We start from the raw sequence: 16,064 nt of genomic DNA, 5'->3' as shown, positions 1-16,064 counted from the left end.
TAGTAAGTGAAAGTCAGGCCGCGCGGACCGTGACGCTGCCGCTTTCGGTCGTCAGGTCCAGCAGGTGCTGGGCCGAACCGTCGGTCTGGACGGCGATGTCGCGGCGCCCGCTGTCGCTGCCGCCCTCGATGCGGTACGGCCCACTCGGCACGGTCAGGGCGATGCTGCCGCTCTCCGCGTGCACCTTGACGTCGTTCGCCTGCACCAGCGTGAACTCGACACTGCCGCTGGACGACGTCACGTCGACCGGCCCGTGCACCTCGCTGCCGGTGATGCCACCGGACTCGCTCTGCACCTGGACCGGCCCGACGTCGGCCAGGTCGATCGAGCCGCTGTCCATCCGCAGCTTCACCGCGCCCGTCACGTCCTCGACCCGCGCGTGCCCGGAATCGACGTGCACGTCCACACTCGACGCCCCGGCGACGTCCAGCCCGCCGGAGTCGATGTCCCCCGTGACCGGCACGCCCGCGGGCACGACGACCTCGAAGTCCACCGTGCAGTTCATCCCGCACGAGCCGAGCACCAGCTGATCGCCCTCGACGCGGTAGAACGGCCCGGTCGGCTTGCTGCGCCAGTGGTAGCCGACCTCCTGGCGCACCGTCGACGGCCCGGAGCCGGCGCGGATCTTCACCGATCCCGAGTCGGCCTCCAGCTTCACGCTTCGGATGGTCTGCGAGAGGGTGTCGGTGTTCCGGAAGTCCGAACCCCAGCCCCACCCGAACGCGGTCGCCAGGCCGACGCCGATCAGGACGATGCCTCCCACAGCCAGAAGCGGGCGCGCCATGCTCGTTGGTCCCCTCAGTGTGTTTCCTCTGCGCGGTGTTTCCCCTGCGCGGTGTTTACTCTGCGCGAGAAACGTTATGGCCGGGTGCACGGGCCGTACATGGGGGTAACCCCCCGAAAGACCCTGAGATCCCTCCCTGAGACGCGCGGGCGGGGCACGGGGCCTAGCCTGGCGAAAGTCTCCAGTTCCATGATCAGGAGGATCCATGCCGCAAGCACCCGGCCCGTACGAATCCCTGCCCGACGTGCCGTCCTTCACCCTCCGCAGCAACGACGTCGCCGACGGCGAAACCCTGGCCACGCCCCACTTGTCCGGCATCTTCGGCGCCGGCGGCGAGGACCGGTCGCCGCACCTGGCGTGGGAAGGCTTCCCGGCGGAGACGAAGAGCTTCGCGATCACCTGCTACGACCCGGACGCCCCGACCGGCAGCGGGTTCTGGCACTGGGCGGTGTTCAACGTCCCGGTTTCGGTGACGGAGCTGGCGTCCGGGGCGGGAGACGGCTCCGGACTCCCGGAAGGCGCGGTGACGCTGAAGGGCGACGGCGGGGTCAAGCAGTTCCTCGGCGCGGCGCCCCCGCCCGGGCACGGCCCGCACCGCTACTACTTCGCGGTGCACGCTCTCGACGTCGACCAGCTCGACGTGCCGGAAGACGCGACGCCGGCGTTCCTCGGCTTCAACATGTTCGGGCACACGCTGGCCCGCGCGGTCCTCACACCGGTGTACGAGAACAAGGGCTGAGTTCTCCGGCGTTTTCGGCGTTTCCGCGTTTTTCGGGGCCCGGCTCCGTTGCCGATCGGCAACGGAGCCGGGCCCGGTTCTGCCGGACTCCGCTGACACACTGCGGTCATGCCACCACCGATAGCGACACCCCGGTCGAGAGCGCTGGGGTTCGGACTGCGGAAAGCGCGGAAGGCACGCGGGTACGGGCTGCGCGAGCTGGCCCGCGCCACCGGCGTGCACGCGGCCGAACTGTCCAATTGGGAGCTCGGCCTGCGGGTGCCGCGGATCGAGGACGTCGCGGTCCTGCTCGGTCAGCTCCGGGTGCCTGCCGCGGAACGCGCCCGGCTCTTCGAGCTGGTCCGCACGGCCCGCGAGCCGAACTGGGCCGAGAAGGAGATGCCGGACGCGCCCGCGATCCTGACGACACTGGCCGAGTACGAGCGCACCGCGGCCGCGATCTTCAGCTGGCAGCCGATGCTGGTGCACGGCCTGCTGCAGACGCCCGACTACGCCCGGGCGATCCTGTCCTACGGCGGTTCTCCCCCACAGCTGGTCGAGCAGCGGTTGCGGGTGCGCATGGTCCGACAGGCGGCCCTGCGCGAGCACCGCGCGCCGGAATGCTCGATCGTGCTCGGCGAGGTCGCGCTCCGGCAGCAGATCGGCGGCACGGAGACGCTGGTGAGCCAGCTCCGTCACCTCGTCGACCTTCCGCGGCGGCTCGCGGTCCGGGTGGTGCCGTCCGGCGGCGACTTCCATCCCGGGCTCAACGGTTCCTTCAGCGTTTTCGAGTACGCCGACCTGCCCGCCATCGTCTTCTTGGACCAGCATCGCGGGAGCGCCTACATCTACGATGAGGATCAGGTGGCGGACTACAAGTCTGCCGCGAAGACCATGGCATCCCTCGCCCTGGACGTGGACGCATCGCGCGCGTTCATCGAGGGGGTGATCGCCGAACTGGAGGCCTGACGTGACCTGGCGGAAGTCGACCTACAGCGGGCAAGAGGCCGAGTGCGTCGAGGTGGCCCTCGCCCAGGTGGTGCGGATCCGCGACACGAAGGACCGCCCAGGCGGAACGCTCGAGATCACCACCCGATCGTGGGACGCCCTGCTCACTGACCTGCGTTAGCCGACGAAGTTCGCCGAGTTGGGTCCTTCGCGCTCCAGGTAGTGCCCGCGAGTGTGCTCGGCGAAGCCGAACTGCCGGTACAGGCCGTGCGCGTCGGCGGTGTGGAGCATCCAGCGGAACTGCGCGCCGGGACCGTTGTCGATCATCTCCCGCACGATCTCCTTGCCGAGACCGCTGCCGCGGGCGGAGTCGACCACGAAGACGTCCGCGAGGTAGGCGGACGAGACACCGTCCGAGAAGGCGCGGGCGAAGCCCACCATCGAACCGCCGCGGTAGGCGCCGACGATCCGCCACGAACCGGCGATCGCGGCTTCGACCTGTTCACGCGTGCGCCAGCGGCCCCAGTAGGCCTCGGTGGAGAGGAACTTCCACACGAGGTCGAGGTCCAGCCGCGCGCGGTCGTCGTCGAGTTCGTAGTCGCCAAAAGTCCGCATGATCCGAAACCTAAGGCAGCCGTCAACGCGGTTTCAGCAGGTAGTCCACCACCGGGCGCAGCTCCTCGGCCGACGGCGGCTCGTCGTCGATCAGGCCTTGGATGAGCAGCCCGTCGATGCCCGCGAGGAACACCCGGAAGGACACTTCGTCGTCGTGGCGGACCATCGACGTCAGGACGTCGAGCCAGCGCCGGGCGGCCGGCCGCAGCTCCGGCTTGCGCGCGGCCAGGAGGTACAGCTCGTACTCCGCCATCGTCCGCCCGCGCCGCGGCCCCAGCGCCTCGGCGAGCAGGCCCGCGACCTCCTCGGCTCCGCGTGAGCCGCGGGAGCGGGCGCGGTCGATCATCCAGTAGACCTCGGTCGCCATGTCGCGGGCGCACGAGATGAGGGTCGCGATCAGGAGGTCGTCCAGCGAGGAGAAGTGGTAGGTCGTCGACGTCGTGGGCACGCCGGCCTCGGCCGCGACCGTCCGGTGGGTGACGCCCGCGACGCCGTCGCGCTCGATGATGCGCAGCGTGGCCTCGATGAGTTCGGCCCGCCGCTTGTCGCCGCGCGCCTTCCGGCCGTCGACTTGGAGCTTCACCATAGGGTGAAAACTACCTGAACGATCGTCCCAAAACAAAGAGCGACGTACACCACATCGGTGGGACTTAAGGCCACTCAACGGGTTACTCATCAGTAAGGAAGGTTAGTCTCCCGGCACCACCACAGTTTTTCCCGGACGAAAGGCACCCGAACGATGGGCGCTCTGCAACTGACGCTCGGCGGGATCTCCGTCGTGCTCGGCCTCGTCGCCTGGGGCATGTTCGCCGCGACGATCGCCCGTTTCGTACGGGTGATCCGCCTCGGCCAGCCCGACTCGACGCGCAACGGGCCGTTCCTGCCGCGCATGAAGACGCTGATCAAGGAGTTCGCCGCGCACACGCGGATGAACCGCAAGCGCAGCGTCGGCCCGGCCCACTGGCTGGTCATGTGGGGCTTCCTGATCGGCTCGCTGGCCCTGTTCGAGGCCTACGGCGAGGTCTTCGTCCCGACGTGGGGCTGGCCGTACCTCGACGACTTCCCGCCGTTCCAGCTGCTCATGGAGCTGCTCGGGCTCGGCACGATCGTCGGCGTCCTGGTGCTGATGGCGATCCGGCAGCGCAACCACCCGCGCCGGGCCGACCGCCAGTCGCGCTTCGCCGGCTCCAACTTCAAGTGGGCGTACTTCGTCGAGGCCGTCGTCCTGATCGAGGGCATCGGGATCATCGGCGTCCGCGCCGCGAAGTCCGCGCTGAACACCCACGAAGGCCCGATGTGGGCGTCCTTCGTCTCGAACCCGATCGGCCAACTGCTGCCGCCCAGCCCGAACCTGGTGACGGTCTTCGCGTTCGTCAAGCTGATGAGCGCCACGGTCTGGCTGATCGTCGTCGCCCGCACCATGACCATGGGCATCGCGTGGCACCGGTTCAGCGCGTTCTTCAACATCTACTTCAAGCGCGAGGACGACGGCGGCGTCGCACTGGGCGCGCTCAAGCCGATGATGAGCGGCGGCAAGGTCCTCGACCTCGAGGAAGCCGACCCCGACGAGGACACCTTCGGCGTCGGCAAGATCGAGGACTTCAGCTGGAAGGGCTGGCTGGACTTCTCCACCTGCACCGAGTGCGGCCGCTGCCAGGAGCAGTGCCCCGCGTGGAACACGGGCAAGCCGCTGTCGCCGAAGCTGGTCATCACGCAGCTGCGTGACCACGCCTACGCGAAGGCGCCGTACCTGATGGCCGGCGGCAAGCGGGACATGGCGGGCGACGAGGTCGGCCTGTCCGGCGACAACATGTACGCCGGGATCGACGTCCTCGCGATCGCCGAGTCGCAGAAGGCCCTGGTGGGCGACGACGGCGGCGTCATCGACCCCGACGTCCTGTGGTCCTGCACCAGCTGTGGCGCCTGCGTCGAGCAGTGCCCGGTGGACATCGAGCACGTCGACCACATCGTCGACATGCGCCGCTACCAGGTGATGATCGAGTCGGCGTTCCCCAGCGAGCTGAACGGCATGTTCAAGAACCTGGAGAACAAGGGCAACCCGTGGGGCCAGAACGCCAAGGACCGGCTCGCCTGGACCGAGGACCTGGACTTCGAGGTGCCGGTGTTCGACGGCGACTTGGGCGACGCCGAATACCTGTTCTGGGTCGGCTGCGCCGGCGCGTTCGAGGACCGGGCGAAGAAGACGACCCGGGCGGTCGCGGAACTGCTGCACATGGCGGGCGTCAAGTACACCGTGCTCGGCTCGGAGGAGTCCTGCACCGGCGACCCGGCCCGCCGCGCGGGCAACGAGTTCCTGTTCCAGATGCTGGCCCAGCAGAACGTCGAGGTGCTGAACTCGGTGTTCGAGGGCCGCGAGCGCAAGGCCCGCAAGGTCGTCGTGACCTGCGCGCACTGCTTCAACACCCTCGCCAACGAGTACCCGGAGCTGGGCGGCCAGTTCGACGTCGTGCACCACACGCAGCTGCTGAACCGCCTGGTGCGGGAGAAGCAGCTGGTGCCGGTGGCGCCGGTCGCCGAGGACGTCACCTACCACGACCCGTGCTACCTCGGCCGCCACAACAAGGTGTACGAAGCGCCGCGTGAACTGGTCGGCGCGACCGGCGCGCGGCTACGCGAGATGCCGCGGCACGGCGACAAGTCGATGTGCTGCGGCGCCGGCGGCGCGCGGATGTGGATGGAAGAGAAGATCGGCAAGCGGATCAACATCGAGCGCGTCGACGAGGCGCTCGGCACCGCGCCGTCGAAGATCGCCACCGGCTGCCCGTTCTGCAAGGTGATGCTGAACGACGGCCTCACCGCCCGCCAGAGCGACGGTGCCGCGAGCGAGAAGGTCGAGATCGTCGACGTCGCGCAGATGCTGCTGGAGTCGGTCAAGCGCAAGCCGGAACCGAAACCGATCGCCCTCGGAGCGCCGTCACTCGCGGAGGAGTGACACATTTCCGGAGAACGCACGGCCCCGGTCAGCCCTGCTGACCGGGGCCGTTTTCGTGATCACGAAGATCGGTGAGCACGTGACCATTCCACTACGCGTTGTCACAACTTTGTCCTGTCCGACACGCGCGCTAGCTGGGGATTCGTCGCAGTAATCGTTTTCTTGAAAAATGTTCATGATAATCACTGAAATGGCCCATCAGGTTAAGGAGAAACGACGGCCTGAACCCTGGACAAGCGGCGTATCCTGGCCTTTCCTCGCCGCCGCCGTTGCCAGCGAGGGCACTATTGTCGATCACGGAATCAGGGGGCGGCACGGATGGCCGAGGACCGGCGGACCACGACGACCGGCCGACACGCTCTCCACCCCATACCCGTCGACAGGCCCGCCTCGGACAGGCCCGTCTCGGACAGACCCATCTCGGACAGGCCCATCTCGGACTACGTCCCCATCCAGCGCACCCTCGTGCGCCCGTACGTCCTCACGCGCGGCCGGACGCAGTCCAAGCGGCACCTCGCGATCGAAGCGATGGTTTCGACGCGGGCCGGCGCGCACTGGGACGGCGCCCGGGTGACCGGGGAGTTCCGCTCGGTGCACTCGCTCTGCCTGCACCCGCGTTCGGTCGCCGAAGTCGCGGCCACGCTGAGCGTGCCGCTCGGCGTCGCGCGCGTCCTGCTGGACGACATGGCCGAGCAGGGGCTCGTCACCATCCACGACAGCCGCACCGGCGCCGACGGCCGTCCCGCGATGGCGCTCATGGAACGCGTTCTGCACGGCCTGCGCCGCCTCTGAGCATTACGCTCACGAGGGTGAGCGAGGAATCCGGCAACTCCGGCGGCGAAAGCACCCTGACCGTCCTGCTCGCCGGTGGGGTGAACCTGGCGATCGCCGTGATGAAGCTGATCGCGGGCATCATCACCGGCTCGGGCGCGATGCTGTCCGAAGCAGCACACTCGGTGGCCGACACGATCACCGAGGTCCTGCTGCTGACGGCGCTGAAACGCTCGGCGCGCCCGGCCGACCGCGTCCACCCCTTCGGCTACGGCAAGGAGCGCTACTTCTGGTCGCTCCTCGCCGCCGTCTCGATCTTCGCCTCGGGCGCGATGTTCGCGCTCTACGAGGGCGTCTCGACGCTGTTCGGACACGGCGAAGCGCAGAGCACGTCCCTGCTCAGCTACATCGTGCTGGCCGTGGCGTTCGTGCTCGAAGGCACGTCGTGGGTGCAGGCCGTGCGCCAGGTCGTCCGCGAGTCGAAGGCCGAGAACCAGTCACTGGGGACGTACCTGCGGCTGATCGACGACCCGACGCCGAAGACCGTCCTGTTCGAGGATTCGGCCGCGCTGATCGGCCTGCTGCTCGCGTTCGGCGGCATCGGGCTGCACCAGCTCACCGGCTCGGAGATCTGGGACGGCATCGCGTCGATCGCCATCGGCCTGCTGCTCGCCTGCGTCGCCTACCTGCTCGGCCGGACCAACCGCGGCCTGCTCGTCGGGCGGCAGGCCCACCCGCGGCTGGTGCGCGAGATCCGCGAGCACCTCGCCGGCGCACCGGAGATCGAGGCCGTCGTCGACCTGCAGACCATGCTGATGGGCACCGACCAGGTGCTCGTCTGCACCCGCGTCGACTTCGACGACTCGCTAGGCGCCGCCGACCTGGAGCGCGCCTGCGTGCGGCTCGCGTCCGAGCTCGCGGAGACGTTCCACGACGTGACCGAGGTGTTCATCGAGCCGGTGCCGCGGTCCGATCCCGACCTGCGGGCGACAGTGCTGGCGCGGTACGGCGACATCGCCGAGCGGTGGAGCAAGAGTCCCTAGCCGCTAGTAGCCGAAGTCCTGGACCCAGTACCAGCCCGCGGTGGTGACGCCGACGCCGAGCTTCTTGAGCGAGCAGTTCAGGATGTTGGCGCGGTGGCCCTCGGAGTTCATCCACGAGTCCATCACCTGCGCCGCGGACGTCTGCCCCTTCGCGATGTTCTCCGCGCCCGGCTTCGGGTAGCCGGCCTGCTTGATGCGCTGGTCGAACGTCGTGCCGTCGGGGCTGGTGTGGGAGAAGAAGTTCCCGGCCGACATCTGGTCGCTGTAGTCCTGCGCGGCCTTCGTGAGGTGCGATTCCTCGGTGAGCGGGTCACAGCCGGCCTTCGCCCGCTCGTCGTTGACCAGCGAAAGGACCTGGGCCGCGGCCGAGGGCGCGACGCGGGCCGCGGCCTTGGTGCTCGGCGGCGGGGCTGCGGACGTCGTCGGCTGCGGGGCGGCGGAAGTCTCGGTCGGCGTGGGCGTCGCGCTGGACGTCGTCGCCGGGGCGGCGGCCGAGGTCGTGGGGGCGGCGGGCTGACCGGGGGTGGTGGTCTGGACCTTGCCGCCGGCGAGGTCGGTTCCGCTGCCGGCACCGGCACCGGCGGGCGCGTTCGGCAGGACCAGCGCCGCGGCGCCGAGCTCGGCGGTGTTTCCTTCCGCGGTGGCCATCCAGGTGCCGGCGGCGGCGGAAAAAACGCCGAGCAGCACACTGAGTGACACCATCACCACGCGAGCACGTTCACCAATGGGGGACACGGCGCAGGAACGTATCACGGGACAATTACGACGAGAACCCTACGAACGCACTGGTCACATTTCTCGTCGGCGACAGGTAAGTAATTCGAGGCAATCGGACGCTACCTCGTTACTCCATTCAGACCATTGATGCGAATTCGCTTTCCGCGTGTGTGCGTGTCCACAACGGACAGTGCGGTCAGTCCGCACCGGCGGTCAGCTTCGCCGTGGACTCGTGGGTCAGGACAGTGGCCCCCTGGACGAACCCGATGATCGCCCGCAGTTCCTCTTCGGTGTAGCGGTCGCAGAGCTCGTGCATGCCCTTCACGAGGTGGTCCCACAGGTGCACGCCGCTCGCGAGGGACTGCAGGTCCAGGGCGATGAGGACCTTCCGCCGGTCGTCGGGGTGCCGCTCGCGGTTGACGATGCCCTTGCGCTCCAGCCGGTCGATCATCGCCGTCACCGACGCGGGCGCGAGGCCCGACAGCCGCGCCAGGTCCTTCGGCGTCTGCGAGCCGAACCGCGCGAGGTAGTCCAGGACCTTGGTCTCCACCGCCGACAGCCCCCGCGTCTCGGCGATCGCGGTGTGGAACATGACCGTCTCCGTCGACAGCTCCCGCGACCTGAGCAGGACCTCTTCCACCAGTTTCGCGCGCTCGCTTGACACGACGACCACCCTAGCCCACTCTTTAGTTCGATAGAACGAATTACTTTCTAAGAGTTTCGAGGGGACGAACTACATGACACGGGCACTGATCATCGGGGGCGGCGTGGCGGGCACGATCACGGCCATCGCCCTGCACGAAGCCGGGCACGAACCACTGCTGTTCGAGGCGTACGACCGCGGCGCCGAGGGCGTCGGCGCGTTCCTCACGCTGGCGGTGAACGGCCTGGAGGCGCTGGCCCCGCTGGGCCTCAAGGACGTGGTCCGCGGCCTGGGCTTCGACTCGCCGCGGATGTCCATCGCCCTCAGCAACGGCACCCGGCTGGCCGAACTGACCGGCGGCGCCCTCCCGGACGGCACGGTGAGCCGGACCGTCCTGCGCTCCGACCTCTACGTCGCGTTGCGCGAGGAGGCTGCGCGGCGCGGTATCCGCATCGAGTACGGGAAGCGCCTGATCGGTGCGAGCCAGCCGGGCACGCACGTCAGAGCGGACTTCGCCGACGGCTCGCACACCGACGGCGACCTGCTGATCGGCGCCGACGGCCTCCGCTCCCGGGTCCGCACGATCATCGACCCGGACGCGCCGGCACCGCGGTACGTCCCGCTCCTGAACACCGGCGGGTTCGCCGAAGGACTGGACCTGCCCGACGAGCCGGGCGTGCTGCACATGGTGTTCGGCAAGCGCGTGTTCTTCTGCCACGTCGTCAGCTCGGACGGCCGCGTCTGGTGGTTCGCGAACCCGCCCCGCAAGACCGAACCGACGGCGTCCGAACTCGCCACGCTCGCCGGCGAAAAGCTGCGCGCCGAGCTGCTGCAGCTGGTGGCCCGCGACCGGACGCCGGCCACCGAGATCATCCGCGCGACGCGGGAGATCTACCCGGCGTGGCCGACGTACGACTTCCCGACGGTGCCGGTCTGGCACCGCGGCCGCATGGTGATCATCGGCGACGCGGCGCACGCGACGTCACCGGCGGCGGGCCAGGGCGCCTCGATGGCCATCGAAGACGCCGTCACGCTGGGCAAATGCCTCCGTGACGTGCCCGACGTCGAGCGCGCGCTGACCGCGTACGAGCGGCTGCGCCGCGAGCGCGTGGAGGCCGTGGTCGCGGCCGGCAAGCGCAACGGCGAACAGAAGGTGATCGGCCCGGTCGGGCGCGTCGTCCGCGATTTCTTCATCAAGCGGGCGTTCGCGAAGCCGTTCGAGGAGGACCCGAACGCCTTCATGTGGAACCACCGCATCGACTGGGACGAAAAGGTCGCTGCTTAGCGTCCGAGGCACAAGTCCCCGCCGAGGCGGATTCACTACCGCCAGGTGTCGACGCGGTGGAAGTTCTTGTACGCCCGGCTCGGGGTCGGACCGCGCTGCCCCTGGTAGCGGGACCCGGCCTCGCTGGAGCCGTACGGGTGCTCGGCGGAGCTGGAGAGCCGGAAGATGCACAGCTGGCCGATCTTCATGCCGGGCCAGAGCGTGATCGGCAGGTTCGCCACGTTCGACAGCTCGAGCGTGATGTGCCCGGAGAAGCCGGGGTCGATGAACCCGGCGGTCGAGTGCGTGAGCAGCCCGAGGCGGCCGAGCGACGACTTGCCTTCGAGCCGGCCGGCCAGGTCGTCGGCCAGGGTGACGAGCTCGAACGTCGACCCGAGCACGAACTCGCCGGGGTGCAGCACGAAGGGCTCGTCGCCCTCCTTCTCGACCAGGGAGGTGAGCTCGTCCTGCTGCAGCTGCGGGTCGATGTGGGTGTACTTGCTGTTGTCGAAGACGCGGAAGAACCGGTCGAGCCGGACGTCGATGCTGGACGGCTGGACCATGCCGGCATCGAAGGGGTCGATGCCGAGCCGGCCGGCGTCGAGCTCTTTGCGGAGGTCACGGTCACTGAGCAGCACGGCGGAAGCCTATCCGGTGGGCTCAGGCCGCCCGCATGTGCTGCGCGTAGGTGGTGTCGGGCGCGAAGATCTTCTCCAGCCGCTTCACGTACCCGCGCCGCCCGGCCTCGCCGAGGCGTTCCTGCAGCGCGGTGGCGCCGGGGATGAACCGCCGCACGGTCTCGGCGGCGAAGTTCACCCCCGCGACGGCGACGATCGCCGCCTGCGCGACCGGGTCGTTGGGCAGCCCGAGGAAGTCGGCGTTGGTCTTCCCGAGCACGAGCCGGCTGATCGACGAGTGCACGGCGACGGAGACGTGCGAAAGCACCTTCCCGACGGCTCCACGCCCCTCGCCGACGGCGGCGTTGGCCTCGATCAGCGCCTTCGCGAGCCGCTTGGAGTCGTCGTCCGGGATGAATTCGGTGGCGGCGAGCAGCCACAGCAGGCGCCAGGCGTCCTCTTCGGAGGTGGGCAGCAGCTCGTCGTCGACGCCCATGAGCCAGCCGATGTACCGCCAGAGGTGCAGGATGTCACCGCGTTCGCGCGCGGAGTAGCGGAGACCGAGCAGCTGCGTGCCGAAGACGTAGACGAGCGAGAAGAGCAGCAGCGTCCCGGCGGTCTGCACCTGGTTGACGGGCCGGTCCCAGGCGGCGTAGTCCCAGTCGTCCCGCCGGTTCATGGCGGCGCGCACGTGGGCGTGCACGAGCCGGATCCGCAGCGCGGAGGCGTACCCCTTCCCACCGTGCTTGAGGGCGCCGGGCGTGGTGACGTCGATCCACCAGGCGGCGGTCTCGACGAGCCGCCGCGTGGCCTTGTATTCGATCTCACCGGTCCCGACCAGCGACTTCGTGGCGCGCGAGGCGAGGTAGCCGCCCATCAGCGACATGTCCCCGAGCGGGAAGAGCCCCAGCAGCCCGGCCCGGGTGATGGCTTTCGCACCGCGCTCGATCCGCTCGTCATCGACCCAGTAGGGCTTGGCGTCGACCTGCTCGAAGAAGTCCTCGAGCGGCCCGCTCGCCTTCGACCGGTCGGTCAGGGCCTCTTCGAAGAGGGCTCGGCCCTGCCCCTTGGGCTGCTGCGCCATCCAGGCGACGACGTCGTCCGCGAGCCTGTCCTGCACCTGCGCGAACTCCCGGATCCGGGCGACCTGACGCTCGTCGCCGCGGATGTCACCCTCGATGAACAGCCGTTGCGCCAGCCGGAACCCGCCTTGCCGGAACAGCTCTGGCTCGTCCATGCCAGCTCACCTCCGCCAGTCGACAACAAGTGTTGTCACTTGAGGAGCGAGAGTCAAGGAGGAGGGTCCTGGACAAGGGGATCACGGTGCCGTGTATGCTGACGGCGCACTGCGGATGTAGTTCAATGGTAGAACATCAGCTTCCCAAGCTGAATACGCGGGTTCGATTCCCGTCATCCGCTCTCACCGAAACCCCGGGCATTCTGTCCGGGGTTTTCGCTTTTCATTCTGGCTCGCAAATGCGCCACGTGCGCGGCCGGCAATCCCGTCTCCTCCGCCCGCACCAGCGCCTCGACGGCCGCCGCCGAATCCAGGCGGTGCAACAACTCCGCCCTCGACGCGTGCCACCACGGGTAGTCATCCAGCCCCGTCAACGCGTCCACCAGGGCCAATGCCACAGCAGGCCCGTCCCGCTCCGCCACCGCCGCCGCGCGGTTCAGCCTCACCACCGGGGTGTCTGCGACCGTCAACAGCACGTCGTACCAGGAGATCACCGCGTCCCACGGAGTCTCGGCGTACGAAGGCGCCAAGTCGTGGCACGCCGCGATGGCCGCCTGGACGACGTACGCGTTCGGGACCGTCGGCGTCCGGCGCAGGCCCCGGCCCACCAGCTCGACGCCCTCCTTGATCAGCGCGAAGTCCCACGACGAACGATCCTGCGAAGCGAGCAACACCGGCGAGCCGTCCGGACGGAACCGGGCCGCGCGGCGGGCGTCCTGCAGCAGCACCAACGCCAGCAATCCCAGCGCCGTTGGCTCGTCCGGCATCAAGGACACCAGCAGGCGCGCCAACCGGACGCCCTCGGCGAGCAGTGAGACCCGGCCCGTGTAGCCCTCGTTGAAGATCAAGTACACCGTTGACGCCACCCCGGCCAAGCGAGCCGGGAGTTCCTCCGGCGAAGGCACCCGGTACGGGATGTGCGCAGCGGCGATCTTCTGCTTCGCCCGCGTCAGGCGCTTCGCCATCGTCGCTTCGGGGACCAGCAACCCGCGGGCGACCTCCGCGGTCGACAAACCGCCCAGTGTCCGAAGCGCCAAAGCCACCTGCGCGTCCAGGGACAACGCCGGGTGGCAACAGGTGAACACCAGCCGCAGGAGGTCGTCGCGGACCGCGACCGGGTCCGGGGACGGGTCGACCGACGGCATCGCGACCACCTCCTTCCCGAGCCGCTTCGCCTCGCGGCGGAGCACGTCCACCGCGCGGTGGCGGGCCGCGACCAGCAGCCAGCCGCGGGGGTTGGCCGGGACGCCGTCGCGTGGCCACGTCTCCAGCGCGCGCACGACGGCGTCCTGCACCGCGTCTTCGGCCAGGTCGACGCTGCCGGTGACGCGGACCAGCGTGGCCAGTACCCGGGTGCCCTCGTCCCGGACCAGCCGCGCGACCGCGTCCCCGGCGCCGGTCACTTGCCGAAGTCGACGACCGGGCGGACCTCGATCGCGCCGTCCCAGGCGCCCGGGATCCGGGCCGCGACCTGGACCGCTTCGTCGAGATCCGCGCATTCGAGCAGGTAGAAGCCGGTGAGCGCTTCCTTCGTCTCCGCGTACGGGCCGTCGCTGGTGACGATGTCGCCGCCCTTGCCGCCGGTGACGCGGACCGTCGTCGCGGTCGCCGTCGGGTACAGCGCCGCGCCGCCGCGGATCACCGCGGCCGCGCCCGCGCCGAACTCGTCGTAGTCCTTCATCATGTCCGTGGCCTCGGGCGTGGTCGGGTCGATGTCGGTGGCGTAGATGATCGCGGCGTACTTGGGCATGAGGTGCTCCTCGCGGGTCCTGACCGGCGCCGATCGCCGGGTCTCACTGTAAGGACGAACGGGCGAAGCCGCGCCGGGACACTTGTCGGGAAGAAAGCCCGGCGGGCAGGGTGAGAGCCATGGGAGAGCCCGCGCTGTTCGGTCCGGACTTCGATCGCGACCCCTCGCCCGCCTACGCCTGGCTGCGCGAACGCCCGCCGCACCGGCTCGGCTTCCCGACCGGCACCTGGGCGTGGCTGATCACCCGGTACGCCGACGCCGTCACCGCGCTCAACCACCCCGCCCTGGTCAAGAGCCCGTCCGCCGGCAACGAGGAGTGGCAACGCTCGGGCATGGGCCTGCCGCTGGACCACCGGCCGTCGCTCGCTTCCAGCATGATCAACACCGACCCGCCGGAGCACACCCGGTTGCGGCGCGCCTGCGCCGGTGCGTTCGGCCCGCGCCGGATGCAGAACCTGCGCGAACGCGCCCAGCAGGTGACCGACGGGCTGCTCGACGCCGTCGAAGCGCGCGGGCACGGCGACCTCGTCACCGACCTGGCCTACCCGCTGCCGATCGCGATCATCTGCGACCTGCTCGGCGTACCCGAGTCCTACCGCGACGACGTCCACGAGTGGTCGCTCGTCATCGATTCGGCCGACGACACCGACGGTTCGAAGGTCCGCGAAGCCACCGACGTGCTGGAACGGCTGGTCACCGAGGTCGTCGAGGCCAAGCGCGAGACCCGGGGCCGCGACCTGATCAGCGACCTCGTCGCCCAGGAGGCCACCGGCACGCTCTCCGCGGACGAGGTGACGTCGACGGCGTTCCTGATCCTCATCGGCGGCCACGAGACGACCGTCGGGCTGATCGGGACCGGCGCGCTGGCGCTGCTGACCCACCCGGACGAAGCCGCGAAAGCGCGCACCGACCCCGCGCACCGCGCCGCCGTCATCGAGGAGACGCTCCGGCTGCACGCGCCGCTGCAGAACGCGACCTGGCGGTTCCCCGCCGAGGACGTCGAGATCGGCGGCCGGCTCATGCGGCCGGGCGATCCGATCCTCGTCTCCGTGCTGGCCGCCGACCGCGATCCCGCGGTCTTCGCGGATCCGGACGCCTTCCGGCCGGGACAGCGGACGGCGGAACGACGGCACATCGCCTTCGGCGCGGGCCCGCACCTGTGCATCGGCGCGGCCTTGGCCCGGCTGCAGGCCGACGTCGCCTTCGAGACGCTGCTCCGCCGCCTGCCGACGGCCCGGCTCTCGGTGCCGGAAGCGGAACTGACCTGGTGGCCGAGCCCGATCACGCGCGGGCTCTACCACCTGCCGATCGAGGTTCAGCCCTCGACGAGCTCCCAGTCGGAGTCGGGCGTCGCGCGGTCGTAGACCTGGCCCGGCGCCGCCTTCAGTACCGTGCGCACGTCCGGGTACAGGTTCGCCACGTGCTCCAGCTCCAGGCCCTCGACCTCGAAGTCCTCCGCCTCGGGCACCTCGAAGCCGACGAACAGCCAGGTGCCGTCCTGCTCGCGCACCACCTGGCGCACCGCGCGCACCGGCTGCTGCGGACCCGTCGGGATCTCGGTCAGGCCGGTGCTGATCTGGGCCTCGTCGTCCGGCGAGCCCTCGTACTTCCAGTTCGCCCGGCGCTGCGCGAGCAGCCGGACGTCTTCGTCCTCGTCGTCGGAGCCGGTCACCGACGAGAGCAGCCACGTGCGGCGCTCGGGGTCCCAGTCGGCGGCCATCCCGGTCGGCAGGCCGGCCAGCGCGCCCAGCTGCGGCAGCAGTTCGACGGCCTCGCGCAGCGACATCTTGCCGAAGCTTTCGCGGTTGACCAGCACGTCGTCGGACAGCTCGGTGCCGTCGCTGATGAACCAGTCGTCCTCGTCGTCCAGCACGACGAAGCCCAGCGCGTCGGGGTCGTTCACCAGGGCCAGCGCGATGATGACCGGCCCTTCCGGGTCCTGGCGCAGCGGCCATTCGGTCGACATGCGCCATATCCCACCATCGGGCGACCTCGGGCCGCGAG

18 protein-coding genes and 1 tRNA gene are annotated in these 16,064 nt (G+C 69.6%); 9 read left to right on the top strand and 10 right to left on the bottom strand.

Going from position 1 to position 16,064, the window contains the following annotated elements; all coding sequences use genetic code 11:
- Positions 1-13: 13 nt before the first annotated feature.
- Positions 14-784, bottom strand: coding sequence for a DUF4097 family beta strand repeat-containing protein (locus ACLJOU_RS03925; RefSeq protein ID WP_410563170.1), 771 nt, complete (start codon positions 782-784; stop codon positions 14-16).
- A 205-nt stretch (positions 785-989) separates the two neighbouring features.
- On the opposite strand from ACLJOU_RS03925, the gene ACLJOU_RS03920 reads away from it, so the two are divergent.
- From ACLJOU_RS03920 to ACLJOU_RS03910, 3 genes are all read left to right on the top strand, one after another.
- Positions 990-1,523 carry a YbhB/YbcL family Raf kinase inhibitor-like protein gene (locus tag ACLJOU_RS03920; RefSeq protein WP_410563168.1) on the top strand — a complete coding sequence of 178 codons (534 nt, stop codon included), beginning with the start codon at positions 990-992 and terminating at the stop codon, positions 1,521-1,523.
- 108 nt (positions 1,524-1,631) lie between these two features.
- Positions 1,632-2,471, top strand: coding sequence for a helix-turn-helix domain-containing protein (locus ACLJOU_RS03915; RefSeq protein WP_410563166.1), 840 nt, complete (start codon positions 1,632-1,634; stop codon positions 2,469-2,471).
- A gap of 1 nt (position 2,472) precedes the next feature.
- Complete coding sequence (locus ACLJOU_RS03910; RefSeq protein ID WP_410563164.1) at positions 2,473-2,631, top strand: DUF397 domain-containing protein; 159 nt, start codon at positions 2,473-2,475, stop codon at positions 2,629-2,631.
- Here the strand turns inward: ACLJOU_RS03910 and ACLJOU_RS03905 are convergent.
- Together ACLJOU_RS03905 and ACLJOU_RS03900 are read right to left on the bottom strand one after the other, a co-directional pair.
- Entirely contained in the window at positions 2,628-3,065 is a 438-nt protein-coding gene (locus ACLJOU_RS03905; protein ID WP_410563161.1) for a GNAT family N-acetyltransferase, read from the bottom strand. The genes ACLJOU_RS03910 and ACLJOU_RS03905 overlap by 4 nt on opposite strands.
- Before the next feature lie 22 nt (positions 3,066-3,087).
- A complete protein-coding gene (locus tag ACLJOU_RS03900; RefSeq protein WP_410564706.1) occupies positions 3,088-3,648 on the bottom strand; it encodes a TetR/AcrR family transcriptional regulator in 561 nt (186 codons plus the stop codon).
- A 156-nt stretch (positions 3,649-3,804) separates the two neighbouring features.
- Here ACLJOU_RS03900 and ACLJOU_RS03895 point away from each other — a divergent pair, with 156 nt between their 5' ends.
- The 3 genes from ACLJOU_RS03895 (at position 3,805) to ACLJOU_RS03885 (ending at position 7,832) form a co-directional block, all read left to right on the top strand.
- A complete protein-coding gene (locus ACLJOU_RS03895) occupies positions 3,805-6,018 on the top strand; it encodes a (Fe-S)-binding protein (RefSeq protein WP_410563159.1) in 2,214 nt (737 codons plus the stop codon).
- A 465-nt stretch (positions 6,019-6,483) separates the two neighbouring features.
- Entirely contained in the window at positions 6,484-6,810 is a 327-nt protein-coding gene (locus ACLJOU_RS03890) for a DUF742 domain-containing protein (RefSeq protein ID WP_410563157.1), read from the top strand.
- Positions 6,811-6,827: 17 nt separating this feature from the next.
- Positions 6,828-7,832 carry a cation diffusion facilitator family transporter gene (locus tag ACLJOU_RS03885; protein WP_410563155.1) on the top strand — a complete coding sequence of 335 codons (1,005 nt, stop codon included), beginning with the start codon at positions 6,828-6,830 and terminating at the stop codon, positions 7,830-7,832.
- 3 nt (positions 7,833-7,835) lie between these two features.
- On the opposite strand, the gene ACLJOU_RS03880 is transcribed toward ACLJOU_RS03885, so the two are convergent.
- Positions 7,836-8,540: a CAP domain-containing protein gene (locus tag ACLJOU_RS03880; RefSeq protein ID WP_410563153.1), complete on the bottom strand. Its 705-nt coding sequence runs from the start codon at positions 8,538-8,540 to the stop codon at positions 7,836-7,838.
- Positions 8,541-8,745: 205 nt separating this feature from the next.
- Complete coding sequence (locus ACLJOU_RS03875; RefSeq protein ID WP_410563151.1) at positions 8,746-9,213, bottom strand: MarR family transcriptional regulator; 468 nt, start codon at positions 9,211-9,213, stop codon at positions 8,746-8,748.
- A gap of 73 nt (positions 9,214-9,286) precedes the next feature.
- Between ACLJOU_RS03875 and ACLJOU_RS03870 the strand changes: the two genes are divergently transcribed.
- Complete coding sequence (locus tag ACLJOU_RS03870) at positions 9,287-10,477, top strand: FAD-dependent oxidoreductase (RefSeq protein WP_410563149.1); 1,191 nt, start codon at positions 9,287-9,289, stop codon at positions 10,475-10,477.
- 35 nt (positions 10,478-10,512) lie between these two features.
- Here the strand turns inward: ACLJOU_RS03870 and dcd are convergent, their stop codons facing one another.
- Both dcd and ACLJOU_RS03860 read right to left on the bottom strand, forming a co-directional pair.
- Entirely contained in the window at positions 10,513-11,094 is a 582-nt protein-coding gene (gene dcd, locus ACLJOU_RS03865) for a dCTP deaminase (protein ID WP_003058109.1), read from the bottom strand.
- Between the two features lie 22 nt (positions 11,095-11,116).
- Positions 11,117-12,310: an oxygenase MpaB family protein gene (locus ACLJOU_RS03860; protein ID WP_410563147.1), complete on the bottom strand. Its 1,194-nt coding sequence runs from the start codon at positions 12,308-12,310 to the stop codon at positions 11,117-11,119.
- Positions 12,311-12,421: 111 nt separating this feature from the next.
- Between ACLJOU_RS03860 and ACLJOU_RS03855 the strand changes: the two genes are divergently transcribed.
- Positions 12,422-12,492: transfer RNA gene (locus tag ACLJOU_RS03855), tRNA-Gly, on the top strand.
- Here the strand turns inward: ACLJOU_RS03855 and ACLJOU_RS03850 are convergent.
- Positions 12,484-13,713 (bottom strand): RNA polymerase sigma factor, encoded by a 1,230-nt coding sequence (locus tag ACLJOU_RS03850; protein ID WP_410563145.1) that lies wholly within the window; start codon positions 13,711-13,713, stop codon positions 12,484-12,486. The two genes, ACLJOU_RS03855 and ACLJOU_RS03850, sit on opposite strands and share 9 nt — an antisense overlap.
- Positions 13,710-14,060: a YciI family protein gene (locus tag ACLJOU_RS03845; protein ID WP_410563143.1), complete on the bottom strand. Its 351-nt coding sequence runs from the start codon at positions 14,058-14,060 to the stop codon at positions 13,710-13,712. Before ACLJOU_RS03845 ends, ACLJOU_RS03850 begins: the two co-directional genes overlap by 4 nt.
- A gap of 119 nt (positions 14,061-14,179) precedes the next feature.
- Here ACLJOU_RS03845 and ACLJOU_RS03840 point away from each other — a divergent pair, with 119 nt between their 5' ends.
- Positions 14,180-15,424 carry a cytochrome P450 family protein gene (locus ACLJOU_RS03840; RefSeq protein ID WP_410563142.1) on the top strand — a complete coding sequence of 415 codons (1,245 nt, stop codon included), beginning with the start codon at positions 14,180-14,182 and terminating at the stop codon, positions 15,422-15,424.
- Here ACLJOU_RS03840 and ACLJOU_RS03835 read toward each other — a convergent pair.
- Positions 15,376-16,026 (bottom strand): hypothetical protein, encoded by a 651-nt coding sequence (locus tag ACLJOU_RS03835; protein ID WP_410563140.1) that lies wholly within the window; start codon positions 16,024-16,026, stop codon positions 15,376-15,378. The genes ACLJOU_RS03840 and ACLJOU_RS03835 overlap by 49 nt on opposite strands.
- Between the last annotated feature and the right edge of the window lie 38 nt (positions 16,027-16,064).

The sequence above is a fragment of the Amycolatopsis sp. cmx-4-61 genome, assembly GCF_046548775.1.
Taxonomy (GTDB): domain Bacteria; phylum Actinomycetota; class Actinomycetes; order Mycobacteriales; family Pseudonocardiaceae; genus Amycolatopsis.
This window is presented reverse-complemented; position numbering and strand designations above follow the sequence as displayed.

Coding starts and splice junctions, on each gene's coding strand:
- ACLJOU_RS03845 (WP_410563143.1), bottom strand. CDS start 14,060: ATGCCCAAGTACGCCGCGATCATCTACGCCACCGACATCGACCCGACC.
- ACLJOU_RS03920 (WP_410563168.1), top strand. CDS start 990: ATGCCGCAAGCACCCGGCCCGTACGAATCCCTGCCCGACGTGCCGTCC.
- ACLJOU_RS03840 (WP_410563142.1), top strand. CDS start 14,180: ATGGGAGAGCCCGCGCTGTTCGGTCCGGACTTCGATCGCGACCCCTCG.
- ACLJOU_RS03895 (WP_410563159.1), top strand. CDS start 3,805: ATGGGCGCTCTGCAACTGACGCTCGGCGGGATCTCCGTCGTGCTCGGC.
- ACLJOU_RS03915 (WP_410563166.1), top strand. CDS start 1,632: ATGCCACCACCGATAGCGACACCCCGGTCGAGAGCGCTGGGGTTCGGA.
- ACLJOU_RS03835 (WP_410563140.1), bottom strand. CDS start 16,026: ATGTCGACCGAATGGCCGCTGCGCCAGGACCCGGAAGGGCCGGTCATC.
- ACLJOU_RS03925 (WP_410563170.1), bottom strand. CDS start 784: ATGGCGCGCCCGCTTCTGGCTGTGGGAGGCATCGTCCTGATCGGCGTC.
- ACLJOU_RS03870 (WP_410563149.1), top strand. CDS start 9,287: ATGACACGGGCACTGATCATCGGGGGCGGCGTGGCGGGCACGATCACG.
- ACLJOU_RS03860 (WP_410563147.1), bottom strand. CDS start 12,310: ATGGACGAGCCAGAGCTGTTCCGGCAAGGCGGGTTCCGGCTGGCGCAA.
- ACLJOU_RS03905 (WP_410563161.1), bottom strand. CDS start 3,065: ATGCGGACTTTTGGCGACTACGAACTCGACGACGACCGCGCGCGGCTG.